The following is an 11,573-nucleotide window of genomic DNA, read 5'->3' as shown; positions in this document are numbered from 1 at the left end:
CCGGGTTGGGTAGGGGTTGACTAGGAGTTCAGTAGGAGTTAAGATAGGTAAACCCTTAGTCAACTCTAACCCAACTCCTGGTCAACTCCTACTGAACCCTACGGGAACCCGCATCTCTTCCCGAACACTATCCGAACTCATTCCGGAGTTTTTTTGATTTCAAATGAACTAAGGAAAGGAGAATTTTTGCTAAAAAAAATACTGTTGTTTTGCCATTTATGAAATGGCCCGGAAGAAGTGTATGCTGTGGACAGCCTGAAATTTAAGGCAAAAAAAAGGCCCGAATAAAATCCGGGCACTTTTGTTAAAGTATATTTGGTTAGAATATGCAGGTTTTGGTTGTTGATTTTTTAATTACGTGGTCTTTGATTATTTAAATATAATGCAAATTATAGTTTAATCACAATATAATTTTCAACTTTTTTCATAAAGCGAATAAATATCATTGAATATCTTGCTCTGAAGCCTTTTTAGCAGAAAATCGGCAAAGCTTAAATTTTACTTGCAACAGCTATAATAGGGTAAAACCTGCTTTTTTCGGGTAGACCAGGCGATGTATACTTCTGTCTCATTCGACAAGCGGTATTTAAAGCCGTTCAGTCCATTGCTTTTTAATTCATCATAAAAGTCTTTGTCTGGCGTATTCTTATCCGGATGCTCATTTTCGGTCACCGCAGGTTCAAGAAAATTTTCCTCATCCAGGAATAATTTCAATTCCTGCTGCATAAATTCCAGTTGTTTTGCCTTCTTTTTGAGGTCCAGTGTAGAGGCATAATTTTTCAAAAGATCAGTTGCTTTAAAATCTTTCTGAAAAATCAAGCCACCATCATGAGCAGTAATGCTGAAATTCATGATCATATCGGCTGGTTTCTCTCCCTTTAAGATCACTTTAAAGGTATCCAGCAGCAAGGTGTCACTGAAAGCTTTTAATACCGTGTGGCCTTTAAGATTGCTTTTTAAATCCTCTGCAGAGGCTGTGGTCTTATTGCCTTTACAGGCAGCAAGAACGCAGAGGAATAGTAATAGGTAGGTATAATGTTGCTTCATAAAGAGGAATTAGATTAAGATCCCAGTATCTTTTTAAGGTCTTCAGGGGTATCAATGGCGATGGTTTCAATAGCGGTTACCCTGGTTTGAATTGCATAGCCATTTTCTACCCATCGCAACTGCTCCAGACTTTCTGCTATTTCAAGTGAAGAGGGAGGAAGTTGGGTGATTTCCTGTAATACCGATGCTGTATATCCGTAAATACCAATATGTTTATAGAACAAATGTGCTTTTAACCAGTTTTCTTTTTCTGTGTTTCGCAGATAAGGAATGGTTTGTCTGCTAAAATAAACCGCTTCTTTTCTGGCATTCAGGATCACCTTTGGCAGGTTGTAGTTGAACAACTCTGCCTCCGTATGGATCTCCTTAATCAGGGTGGCCAGCTGGACTTTCGGATCTGTAAAACAGGAAACCAACAGATCGATCTGTGCAGGATCAATAAAAGGTTCATCGCCCTGAATATTGATCAGCACATCGTAGCCGGGTAACTGCCTTGCTACTTCAGCACAGCGGTCGGTACCACTTTGATGTTCTGCAGCGGTCATGATATACGCTCCACCAAATTTATTCAGTTCTTCGGCAATGCGTTCATCATCCGTAGCGACCACTACTTTGTTCAGCCCTGAAGCTTTTTGCGCTTGTTCATATACCCTTCGGATCATGCTTTTCCCCTGTATATCCACTAATGGTTTTCCGGGGAAACGCGTAGATGCAAAGCGTGCTGGAATTACACCAAGTACTTTCATTTTAGAATAAGCCATTTATTTCTGCATCAATAGAACGGATGATACTCCCTAAATCTTCTGGGTTATTGGTGAAATCAAGCTTATTCTTATCCAGAATCAGCAATTTTCCCATATTATAATTCTTAATCCAGGTTTCATATTTTTCATTCAGTTTCGATAAATAATCAATACGAATACTGGCTTCATACTCACGGCCACGTCGCTGGATATTGTTGACCAATGTAGGAACTGAAGCACGTAAGTACACCAAAACATCTGGTGGTTTTATAAATGAGGTGATGTTCTCAAATATATCGCGGTAATTGTTATGGTCTCTGGTAGTCATTAAGCCCATTTCATGAAGGTTCTCCGCAAAAATATGCGCATCTTCATAAATGGTTCTATCCTGGATCACATTGCGTTTATTGTTTTCAATATCCACAATCTGCTGGAAACGACTATTTAAAAAGTAAATCTGTAAATTGAAACTCCAGCGTTTCATATCACTATAGAAATCTTCCAGATAAGGGTTATCCTCAACTTCCTCGTACAAAGCCTCCCAGCCATAATGTTTGGCAAGTAATTCTGTTAATGTGGTTTTACCGGCACCAATATTTCCAACTATAGCTATATGCATATCTTAATAATTTATCTAGCTTCTGTAGCTATATGATCTAATTTCGTAGATTAAAAGGATTTGAATCCGATCAGCTCTCTTGCTTCTTTAATCGTTTTTTGTGCGCTTTCTCTGGCTTTCAATGCGCCATGTTTTGCTACCTGACGTAAATATGAAGTGTCTTTGGAAAGTTCTTCAATTTTTTCGCGGATTGGCGTATTAAATACGATCATGTCTTCTGCCAGTTGTTTTTTGAAATCACCATAACGAATCTCACATTTGTTGTATAAGCCATCGAAATGAGCCATGGTATCTGCCGGAGAAACGATTTTCATCAGGTCAAATAAATTTTGGATGGCCTCTGGTTTTGGCTGGTTTTCTTCTGTTGGTCCGCCATCTGTAACTGCACGTGAAACTTTTTTACGAATTACCTCAGGACTGTCAGCCAGATAGATGCAGCTTCCTTCACCAGAAGATTTACTCATTTTTCCTTTTCCGTCTAATCCTGGAACTTTTACCAGATTCTCTGAATAATTGAATGCAAATGATTCAGGGAAGAGATCCGTTTTATACATTCTGTTGAAACGATTTCCAAAGGTACGGGTCATTTCCAGATGTTGTTCCTGGTCTTTTCCTACTGGAACTTTAGTGGCTTTGTGGATTAAAATATCAGCAGCCATTAAGGTAGGGTAGGTTAATAAACCTGCGTTTACATTGTCGGACTGAGATCTGATTTTGTCCTTAAAGGAAGCACTGCGCTCCAGCTCGCCCAGATAAGCGTTCATATTTAAGTATAAATACAACTCTGCAACTTCTGGAACGTCAGACTGGATATAGATGGTGGTTTCTTCCGGGTTAATACCGCAAGCAAGATATTCTACTAATACATGTTTTACATAACCATGAAGATCGCCAGGAGTTGGATGTGTGGTTAAAGAATGAAGGTCGGCAATGAAAAAATAACAATTGTAATCATATTGCATTTTCACAAAATTCTTCACCGCACCAAAATAATTTCCCAGGTGTAATTTTCCTGTAGGACGTATCCCGCTAACTACCGTTTCTTTCATGCAACGAAATTAAGAAAAAACAGGTATTGGGGAGGCCTATAATTTCATTTTTATCTTTTATGAATCGCTTTAAGCAGGAATTTACATTGGAATGAGGATTTTATCGGCGCTATCTTTAAAAAAATAGTAGCTTTGACTCAATGATCCGCCTTTTAAAGCATAGCCATCGCATCTATTCTATATTTGTTATCCTATCGCTTTCGCTGGTATTTTACCCTTTCTATTATGCTGCTGCTCAGTCTCCCAAAGGTTATCTGATCTTAAACAAACTGAGAAAAGCAAATAGTTTCCTGAGCAGCTGGCTTACGGGTTTCTTTTTCCGTTTTACATTTGAAGCGCCTCTGGATAAAAACCAGACTTATATTTATTGCGCCAACCATAGCTCTAACTTAGATATTATGATTTTCTGTATTCTGGCTCAGGGGAAATTTCATTTTATGGGGAAAGACGCATTATTAAAGAATCCGGTACTGAAAATCTTTTTTAATACCATTGATATTCCAGTAAACCGCGATAGTAATATTTCTGCCTTTCGGGCTTTTAAGAAAGCCGGAGAGCGATTGGAAGCGGGTTGGAGTCTGATTATTTTTCCTGAAGGAGGGATCGATGGGCATCATTACCCTCCGGTTCTGCAATCCTTTAAGAATGGTCCCTTTCGTCTGGCCATTGAAAAGAACCTGTCCATTGTTCCTGTAAGTCTGTCAGATGTATGGAAAAAGATGTGGGATGATGGCTCAAAGTATGGTAGTACGCCGGGAATTTGTGATATTTACATCCATCAACCGGTTCCGACGACTGATTTAACGGTAAGGGATGCGGATCAATTAAAAGAACGCATTTTTGATTTAATAAATAGTAAACTGCTTAGCGCATGACCATAGATAAAGAAACGATATATAAAGTGGCTGACCTGGCCCGAATCGCCATTGAAGAGAAAGAAGTGGATAGCTTAATGGGGGATATGAATAAGATTCTTACCTTTATGGAACAGCTTAATGAGTTGGATACCAAGGGTGTTGCTCCATTGGTGTATATGAATGAAGAAGAAAATGTTTGGCGTGAAGATATAGTGAAACAGGAGATTTCTGTTGCAGATGGATTAAAAAATGCAGCGAAACATAATGAAAACTTCTTTATGGTGCCTAAAATCATAGAAAAGTAAAGCTGGATGTAACATTCGAGTATAGATTGCCGTCTAAAACAAAAAACCGCATAATTTAGCTACCAATGGAAAAAGCGTTAATCAACATTAAAGATATAGGCCGTAAATACGTGATCGGATCAGAAGTGATCCATGCTTTAAAATCAGTTTCATTGGATATCCAAAAAGGGGAGTTTGTGGCATTAATGGGGCCTTCAGGTTCAGGAAAATCTACGCTGATGAATATCCTGGGCTGTTTAGATACCCCAAGTAAAGGGACTTATGTACTGAATGGAATCAATGTAAGTCATATGACAGAGAATGAACTTGCGGAAGTTCGTAATAAGGAAATTGGCTTTGTATTTCAGACTTTTAATTTATTACCACGGTCTACCTCCCTGGATAATGTGGCTTTGCCTTTGATTTATGCAGGTGCAAATAAAAAGGAACGTGATGAAAGAGCTCAGCAGGCATTGGAAAATGTTGGTTTAGGAAATCGTGTGACGCATAAACCCAACGAGCTTTCTGGTGGTCAGCGCCAAAGGGTGGCTGTGGCTAGAGCTTTAATCAATAATCCCTCAATTATCCTTGCTGATGAACCTACCGGTAACCTGGATACTAAAACTTCCGTTGAGATTATGGGGCTTTTGGAAGAAATTCATAGCAAAGGAAATACCATCATCCTGGTTACGCATGAGGAAGATATCGCGCAACATGCGCATCGTATTGTTAGAATGCGTGATGGTCTGATTGAAAATGATTACCTGAACACAGATATTAAAACGGTTTCTCCCCGCCTTGTGAAATTAGAGGAAAGTGGTGATGACTTCGAAAAAATTGGTTAAATTTCCAATATGAAGATATACACCAAAACTGGCGATAAGGGCCAAACCTCCTTAATTGGAGGAACCCGGGTGCCAAAGTTTCATTTGCGCATTGAATGCTATGGAACGGTAGATGAGCTGAACTCTTATATCGGACTCATTATGTGTCAGGATATTGATCCCCACCATCAAAAAGTGTTAAAAGAAATTCAGGATAGATTATTTACTGTTGGCGCTTCATTGGCTGCTGATCCTGAAAAATCCAGAATGAAAATCCCGGATCTTCAGGAGACAGATATTACTTTGCTGGAGGAGGAAATGGACAATATGAACCAGCTGCTGCCGGAATTGAAACACTTTGTATTGCCTGGTGGAACTACCATAGTTTCTTATTGTCATTTAGCTCGTTGTGTATGCAGACGTGCTGAACGTTTGACGGTACATCTGGCTTCAGAGAGCTTTGTTGACGAAAAAATGACGATATATTTGAACCGTTTAAGCGATTATTTGTTTGTTTTGGCACGTAAACTGAACTTAGACGCAAAAGCAACGGAAAACATCTGGATTCCAAGGCTCTAAAAATGGTTGAAAAAAAGTTTGTTTTGCTCAGGTTTTTTAATATACTTTTGCGAAACGAATAGAATTACTTAATTAGGATAGGAAATATGTATTGGACACTAGAACTCGCATCGCATTTGGAAGACGCTCCATGGCCTGCAACAAAAGATGAATTAATTGATTACGGGATAAGATCAGGCGCACCAGTAGAGGTGATTGAAAATTTACAGGCTTTGGAAGATGATGGGGAACCATACGAAACCATTGAAGAAATTTGGCCAGATTATCCAACTAAAGATGATTTCTTCTTCAACGAAGACGAATATTAAGCTTCATCGAAGACGATATTTTAAAAGAAAAGGCCTTGCGTTAGCAAGGCCTTTTCTTTTGCCCAGAACTTTTTTGGAATGATGATTGTTTATGTAATGTCATGGATGCTTAAAATAAGCTCAATTAATTACATCTAAAAATACAAATCTAAAAATTAAACGTTATGGGAAATTTACTTTATTTAGTAGCAGTCGTATTAGTGATATTATGGATAATTGGGTTCTTTTTTCAAGGATTTGGTCCAAATGTGGGGAATCTGATTCATGTTTTGTTAGTGATTGCCGTGATTGCCATCATTCTCAAAATCATTAACAGAGCTGCTTAATCATTTTATAGGTTACTTTTTTAATATACTAAAGGCTTCTGACTTGATCAGAGGCCTTTCTTTTTTAAGATAGAGGCGATTTCCAGGTCTTCAGGATAGGTGATTTTTATATTTTCACGATCACCTTCAATCACATAGATGGGGTATCCCGAATACTCTACCACAGAGGCATCGTCCGTAAATTCATTTCTGAAAGCTTGCTGATAGGCTTTCCTTAAGATCTCTACCCTAAAGGTCTGGGGCGTTTGGATCATGAGCAGGTTTTCCCGGTTTAAAGCCTCTGTTTTTCCCTCTGAATTGATGCTTCTTACCGAGTCAGTAGCTTTTACTCCAGCCACTGCATTTCCATTTGTTTCCGCCGCTTTAAATGAACGTAAAATCAAGGCTGGAGAAACCAAAGGTCTTACTGCATCATGGATAGCAACTATTCCTTTGCCCTTAATCGCCTTTAAGCCGTTTTTAACGGAATTAAAGCGTTGCGCCCCACCATTTACTACCAAATGTTTTATATGGAACTGATGGGCCTTGCAGAGCTCCTCCCAGTATTGATGTTGGTGAATGTTTAGTACCAGCAGTAATTCTGGTTTTAATTCAGAGTTGGCAAAGGCCTCCAGGGTATGCATGAGTATCGGTTTCCCGTCCAGCAATAAAAACTGCTTGGCAATTTCACTTTGCATTCTTGATCCGGAACCTCCTGCGACGATAATGGCGTAATATTTCATGGTTGGGCTAGACAAAATAGGGCTTGCATTAAACAAAAATAGGAGATCCAAACCTAAATGGTTCAAAATCTCCTATTTTAATCGTTATATGCTTAATTAGATGATCAACATGGCATCACCATAGCTATAGAAGCGATATTTTTCTTTTAATGCTACTTCATATGCATTTCTTACGTATTCGTAACCACCAAAAGCACTTACCATCATCAATAATGTAGATTCAGGAGTATGGAAATTGGTAATCATTGAATTTGCAATGCTGAAATCATATGGAGGGAAGATGAACTTGCTGGTCCAGTCGTTTGCCGGCTTTAACATCCTGCCTGAAGAAACTGCAGATTCAATCGCACGCATAGAAGTAGTTCCTACCGCACAGATTTTTCTTTTTTCTTCAATCGCTTTGTTCACGATGTCTGCATCTTTCTGCTCAATGATGAATTGCTCAGAATCCATTTTATGCTTTGTTAAGTCTTCTACTTCTACAGACCTGAAAGTACCTAAACCTACGTGTAAGGTTACTTCTGCAAAGTTTACACCTTTAAGTTCCAGGCGCTTCATCAATTCTCTGCTGAAGTGTAGTCCTGCTGTAGGAGCTGCAACTGCACCTTCGTGCTTAGCGAAGATCGTTTGGTAACGTTCTTTGTCTTGAGCAGTGGCTTTACGTTTGATATATTTAGGAAGTGGAGTTTCTCCAAGAATTTCAATGTTTTTTCTGAACTCTTCGTCAGTACCGTCAAATAAGAAACGGATGGTACGTCCGCGGGAAGTGGTGTTGTCTACGACTTCTGCAACCAATAGGTCATCATCACCGAAGTACAATTTGTTTCCTACACGAATTTTACGAGCCGGGTCTACTAAAACGTCCCATAAACGCAACTCTTTATTCAATTCGCGTAGCAAAAAGACTTCAATTGTTGCACCAGTTTTTTCCTTGTTACCGTATAAACGTGCAGGAAAAACCTTCGTGTTATTTAAAATCATAACATCCTGGTCGTCAAAATAACTTAAAACATCCTTGAATATTTTATGTTCAATTTTGCCACTATCTTTATGCAAAACCATTAAACGGGCTTCGTCCCTATGCTCTGAAGGATTATTGGCAACTAATGATTCAGGTAGATTAAACTTAAATTGAGATAACTTCATATTTTTTCGATGTGATAATTAAGGGCGCAAATTTACGAAATAAAATTTTGTTTTTCACAAATAATCGTTAGAGTCTGTCCTTGAATTGTTAAATATTCAATGTCAGCAGGTATTTTACTGGCGTCCTTTACTGTTTTTTCAATATACTATGTATTTTTTATATTATATAAGATTTCTCTGTAACCTTTTTGGCTACTTTTGGTCTAAACCCTAATTATGATTATTCTCAGACTAATAGGCGAAAGTTTTCGATTTGCACTAGATGCGCTACGCCAGAATAAAACGCGTACCATGCTTTCCTTATTGGGGATTACCATTGGTATATTCACCATCATTTTTGTGTTTTCTGCTGTAGATACCCTGAGGGGTAAACTACAAGCTAGTATCGATAAACTGGGCTCCAGTACTGTTTTTGTACAAAAATGGCCATGGGGTGGATTCGGTGACTATCCCTGGTGGAAATATGTGAACAGACCAGAGCCTTCCTTGAGGGATTATGAAGGACTGAAAGATCGCCTGGAATATGTTGAAGGGGTGTCTTACGAAATTTCTGCCAATGCCAGGACCATAAAATATAGAAGCAACTCTGTAGAAGGGGGCTCGATCAGAGCTGCATCACAGGATTTTAATAAAACCTGGAATCTGGATTTTCAGGAAGGACGATATTTTACGGAAAATGAAGGTAAGTCTGGTGCACCAGTTGTGATCATTGGGGCCGATATTGCCGATGGATTGTTTAATGGTGAGCCAGCGGTTGGGAAATCAATTTCTGTAATGGGTAGGAGGTTGACTGTAGTTGGCGTATTCAAGAAGGAAGGTGAAGATATGATGGGAATGTCTCAGGATAAGAATGTGCTCATGCCAATTAACTTTGCCAAAGGAATTATGGATGTCGAAAGTGATCGATATGATCCTACAATTACAGTTAGAGGAAAAAGTTACGTAGCCCTTGATGAAGTAGAAAGCGAAATTCGAGGCGCATTGAGAGCAATAAGAAGAACAAAACCTGGTGCAGAAGATGATTTTGCACTGAATAAAAGTACGATTGCCTCCAATCAACTGGATCAGATGTTTGGGGTTGTAGATATCGCGGGCTGGGTAATCGGTGGCTTCTCCATTCTGGTAGGAGGTTTTGGTATTGCCAATATCATGTTCGTTTCAGTGAAAGAACGCACCAATATTATAGGAATTCAAAAATCGCTGGGCGCTAAGAATTATTTTATCTTGTTGCAGTTCCTGTTTGAAGCAATTGCACTGTGTTTGCTGGGTGGAGCTTTTGGACTTTTACTGGTTTACTTGATTACAGTAGGATTGACTGCAGGAGGATTTGAAATGACATTGTTCATGAAGAATATCGTGCTTGGTTTTACCATATCGGTTGTGATTGGAGTGATATCAGGTTTTTGGCCAGCGTATTCGGCATCAAGACTAGACCCGGTTGAAGCAATTCGCTCCTAATTAGGACTTCTGCCTGCTGTCTCGCAGGAGATACTCATCAAAGACTGAAATCTTTTCCGCTGAAGGGCGGAAAATTTTCTATGCCTTTTCAGAGATCATCCTGCAATGCAGCTATGTTAGTTCGGAATATTTACTCGCTCTTCTAAATCGCATGGTGGATAATTATGGTGGATAATTATGGTGGATAGCATTGGAGGCTATAAAATGGACATCTGGTTTTGAAGACATTCGACTGTTTTTACCTTCCTTAAGATTGGGGATGAAAAAGGATGGATATTATAAAAAAAAAAGCCGGTTTCTTCTATAGAAACCGGCTTTTTTTGAAGTATGTTATGCTTAGCTTAATTTTGATAAAGCAGTTTTAATTCTCAATACTGCATCTCTTAATTTGTCTTCTGCAGCAGCATAGGAGATTCTGATACAATCTTCGTTCCCAAAAGCTTCACCAGTTACAGTAGAAACGTGAGCTTCATTTAACAGGTAAAGGCAAAGGTCTTCCGCATTCGTGATTTTGTAATCACCATTGCTGGTACCGAAGTAAGCTTTAACTTCAGGGAAGAAGTAGAAAGCACCGTCAGGAAGGTTTACTTTAATATTTGGAATTTCTTTTAACAAAGCATAAACGATATCTCTACGGCTTTTGAATTCACCAACCATAGAACTTACAGACTCTAAGCCACCCTGGTAAGCATGTAAAGCAGCACGTTGTGCAATAGAAGAAGTTCCTGAAGTAACTTGTCCCTGCATTTTATCACATGCATTCGCAATTTCTTTGTTTGAAGCCATATAGCCTACGCGCCATCCGGTCATGGCATAAGATTTTGAGAAGCCATTGATCAAAATTACTCTGTCTTTAATTGAGTCAAATTCAGCAATAGAAGCATGTTTTCCTACGAAGTTAATGTGCTCGTAGATTTCATCAGAGATGATATAGATGTTTGGATGTTTCTCAAATACAGCCACAAGGTCTGCAAGTTCTTCTTTCGAATAAACTGAACCTGTAGGGTTACATGGAGAAGAGAACATGAACAATTTGGTTTTTGGTGTGATTGCCGCTTCCAGTTGTTCGCCAGTAATTTTAAAGTTGTTTTCTACGGTAGCATTGATAAATACAGTTTCGCCTTCCGCAAGCTTGATCATTTCTGAATAGGAAACCCAGTATGGAGTTGGTACAATTACTTCTTCACCAGGGTTTACCAGACACATCACAGCATTGGCCAAAGATTGTTTTGCGCCAGTAGAAACTACGATCTGATCAAAACCATAGCTCAATCCATTTTCTCTCGACAACTTATCAGCAATTGCCTTACGTAATTCAGGATAACCTGATACAGGCGTATAATAAGAGTAGTTTTCGTCCACAGCGATCTTCGCTGCATCCTTTACAAACTCTGGAGTAAAGAAATCTGGTTCACCGAAGCTAAGGTTGATTACATCGATCCCTTTTGAGGATAATTCTCTACCTAACTTTGCCATTTTAATGGTCTGTGACTCTGAAAGGTTATTGATTCTGTTGGATAAAAATGTCATAGTTTTTTGTGCGCAAGCAAATATAATTTTGTGAGAAAGCAAATATATGAACCTAACGGAATTATAAACTAAAAAAAATAC

At 38.9% G+C, this 11,573-nt stretch carries 14 protein-coding genes; 7 read left to right on the top strand and 7 right to left on the bottom strand.

Annotation, left to right across the window (positions count from 1 at the left end):
• Nucleotides 1-498: 498 nt before the first annotated feature.
• Genes R2Q94_RS17305 through trpS form a run of 4 tightly spaced genes read right to left on the bottom strand, consistent with a single transcriptional unit; the run spans nucleotide 499 to nucleotide 3,458 of the window.
• Nucleotides 499-1,047, bottom strand: coding sequence for a hypothetical protein (locus tag R2Q94_RS17305; protein WP_316822725.1), 549 nt, complete (start codon nucleotides 1,045-1,047; stop codon nucleotides 499-501).
• A gap of 14 nt (nucleotides 1,048-1,061) precedes the next feature.
• A complete protein-coding gene (gene kdsB / locus R2Q94_RS17300; RefSeq protein WP_316822739.1) occupies nucleotides 1,062-1,793 on the bottom strand; it encodes a 3-deoxy-manno-octulosonate cytidylyltransferase in 732 nt (243 codons plus the stop codon).
• 1 nt (nucleotide 1,794) lies between these two features.
• Complete coding sequence (locus tag R2Q94_RS17295) at nucleotides 1,795-2,409, bottom strand: deoxynucleoside kinase (protein ID WP_316822724.1); 615 nt, start codon at nucleotides 2,407-2,409, stop codon at nucleotides 1,795-1,797.
• Between the two features lie 50 nt (nucleotides 2,410-2,459).
• Nucleotides 2,460-3,458 (bottom strand): tryptophan--tRNA ligase, encoded by a 999-nt coding sequence (gene trpS, locus R2Q94_RS17290; RefSeq protein WP_316822723.1) that lies wholly within the window; start codon nucleotides 3,456-3,458, stop codon nucleotides 2,460-2,462.
• 140 nt (nucleotides 3,459-3,598) lie between these two features.
• On the opposite strand from trpS, the gene R2Q94_RS17285 reads away from it, so the two are divergent.
• From R2Q94_RS17285 to R2Q94_RS17260, 6 genes are all read left to right on the top strand, one after another.
• Nucleotides 3,599-4,333 (top strand): lysophospholipid acyltransferase family protein, encoded by a 735-nt coding sequence (locus R2Q94_RS17285; RefSeq protein WP_316822722.1) that lies wholly within the window; start codon nucleotides 3,599-3,601, stop codon nucleotides 4,331-4,333.
• Nucleotides 4,330-4,620: an Asp-tRNA(Asn)/Glu-tRNA(Gln) amidotransferase subunit GatC gene (gatC, locus tag R2Q94_RS17280; RefSeq protein ID WP_316822721.1), complete on the top strand. Its 291-nt coding sequence runs from the start codon at nucleotides 4,330-4,332 to the stop codon at nucleotides 4,618-4,620. The genes R2Q94_RS17285 and gatC overlap by 4 nt, the downstream gene beginning before the upstream one ends.
• Before the next feature lie 65 nt (nucleotides 4,621-4,685).
• Nucleotides 4,686-5,444 carry an ABC transporter ATP-binding protein gene (locus R2Q94_RS17275; RefSeq protein WP_316822720.1) on the top strand — a complete coding sequence of 253 codons (759 nt, stop codon included), beginning with the start codon at nucleotides 4,686-4,688 and terminating at the stop codon, nucleotides 5,442-5,444.
• 9 nt (nucleotides 5,445-5,453) lie between these two features.
• Nucleotides 5,454-6,002, top strand: a complete 549-nt coding sequence (locus tag R2Q94_RS17270) for a cob(I)yrinic acid a,c-diamide adenosyltransferase (RefSeq protein ID WP_316822719.1) — start codon at nucleotides 5,454-5,456, stop codon at nucleotides 6,000-6,002.
• Between the two features lie 86 nt (nucleotides 6,003-6,088).
• Nucleotides 6,089-6,310, top strand: coding sequence for a DUF2795 domain-containing protein (locus tag R2Q94_RS17265; protein ID WP_008240955.1), 222 nt, complete (start codon nucleotides 6,089-6,091; stop codon nucleotides 6,308-6,310).
• 164 nt (nucleotides 6,311-6,474) lie between these two features.
• A complete protein-coding gene (locus R2Q94_RS17260; RefSeq protein ID WP_316822718.1) occupies nucleotides 6,475-6,636 on the top strand; it encodes a lmo0937 family membrane protein in 162 nt (53 codons plus the stop codon).
• A gap of 47 nt (nucleotides 6,637-6,683) precedes the next feature.
• On the opposite strand, the gene R2Q94_RS17255 is transcribed toward R2Q94_RS17260, so the two are convergent.
• Together R2Q94_RS17255 and queA are read right to left on the bottom strand one after the other, a co-directional pair.
• On the bottom strand, nucleotides 6,684-7,358 hold the full coding sequence (locus R2Q94_RS17255) for a 2-C-methyl-D-erythritol 4-phosphate cytidylyltransferase (RefSeq protein ID WP_316822717.1): 675 nt from the start codon (nucleotides 7,356-7,358) through the stop codon (nucleotides 6,684-6,686).
• A gap of 96 nt (nucleotides 7,359-7,454) precedes the next feature.
• A complete protein-coding gene (gene queA, locus R2Q94_RS17250; protein ID WP_316822716.1) occupies nucleotides 7,455-8,504 on the bottom strand; it encodes a tRNA preQ1(34) S-adenosylmethionine ribosyltransferase-isomerase QueA in 1,050 nt (349 codons plus the stop codon).
• Nucleotides 8,505-8,720: 216 nt separating this feature from the next.
• On the opposite strand from queA, the gene R2Q94_RS17245 reads away from it, so the two are divergent.
• The gene (locus R2Q94_RS17245; protein WP_316822715.1) at nucleotides 8,721-9,962 is read left to right on the top strand and encodes an ABC transporter permease; all 1,242 of its coding nucleotides are present in this window, start codon (nucleotides 8,721-8,723) and stop codon (nucleotides 9,960-9,962) included.
• Nucleotides 9,963-10,298: 336 nt separating this feature from the next.
• Here the strand turns inward: R2Q94_RS17245 and R2Q94_RS17240 are convergent, their stop codons facing one another.
• Entirely contained in the window at nucleotides 10,299-11,492 is a 1,194-nt protein-coding gene (locus tag R2Q94_RS17240) for a pyridoxal phosphate-dependent aminotransferase (RefSeq protein ID WP_316822714.1), read from the bottom strand.
• Nucleotides 11,493-11,573 lie beyond the last annotated feature (81 nt).

It is taken from the genome of Pedobacter gandavensis (assembly GCF_032678465.1).
In the GTDB taxonomy this organism is placed as follows: Bacteria; Bacteroidota; Bacteroidia; order Sphingobacteriales; family Sphingobacteriaceae; genus Pedobacter; species Pedobacter gandavensis_B.
The sequence above is the reverse complement of the archived record's forward strand: the minus strand, read 5'-3'. Positions and strand labels throughout refer to the sequence as shown.

Bases quoted from the DNA above. Each gene is read 5' to 3' on its own strand.
- R2Q94_RS17305 (WP_316822725.1), bottom strand. From the start codon at position 1,047: ATGAAGCAACATTATACCTACCTATTACTATTCCTCTGCGTTCTTGCT.
- kdsB (WP_316822739.1), bottom strand. From the start codon at position 1,793: ATGAAAGTACTTGGTGTAATTCCAGCACGCTTTGCATCTACGCGTTTC.
- R2Q94_RS17295 (WP_316822724.1), bottom strand. From the start codon at position 2,409: ATGCATATAGCTATAGTTGGAAATATTGGTGCCGGTAAAACCACATTA.
- trpS (WP_316822723.1), bottom strand. From the start codon at position 3,458: ATGAAAGAAACGGTAGTTAGCGGGATACGTCCTACAGGAAAATTACAC.
- R2Q94_RS17285 (WP_316822722.1), top strand. From the start codon at position 3,599: ATGATCCGCCTTTTAAAGCATAGCCATCGCATCTATTCTATATTTGTT.
- gatC (WP_316822721.1), top strand. From the start codon at position 4,330: ATGACCATAGATAAAGAAACGATATATAAAGTGGCTGACCTGGCCCGA.
- R2Q94_RS17275 (WP_316822720.1), top strand. From the start codon at position 4,686: ATGGAAAAAGCGTTAATCAACATTAAAGATATAGGCCGTAAATACGTG.
- R2Q94_RS17270 (WP_316822719.1), top strand. From the start codon at position 5,454: ATGAAGATATACACCAAAACTGGCGATAAGGGCCAAACCTCCTTAATT.
- R2Q94_RS17265 (WP_008240955.1), top strand. From the start codon at position 6,089: ATGTATTGGACACTAGAACTCGCATCGCATTTGGAAGACGCTCCATGG.
- R2Q94_RS17260 (WP_316822718.1), top strand. From the start codon at position 6,475: ATGGGAAATTTACTTTATTTAGTAGCAGTCGTATTAGTGATATTATGG.
- R2Q94_RS17255 (WP_316822717.1), bottom strand. From the start codon at position 7,358: ATGAAATATTACGCCATTATCGTCGCAGGAGGTTCCGGATCAAGAATG.
- queA (WP_316822716.1), bottom strand. From the start codon at position 8,504: ATGAAGTTATCTCAATTTAAGTTTAATCTACCTGAATCATTAGTTGCC.
- R2Q94_RS17245 (WP_316822715.1), top strand. From the start codon at position 8,721: ATGATTATTCTCAGACTAATAGGCGAAAGTTTTCGATTTGCACTAGAT.
- R2Q94_RS17240 (WP_316822714.1), bottom strand. From the start codon at position 11,492: ATGACATTTTTATCCAACAGAATCAATAACCTTTCAGAGTCACAGACC.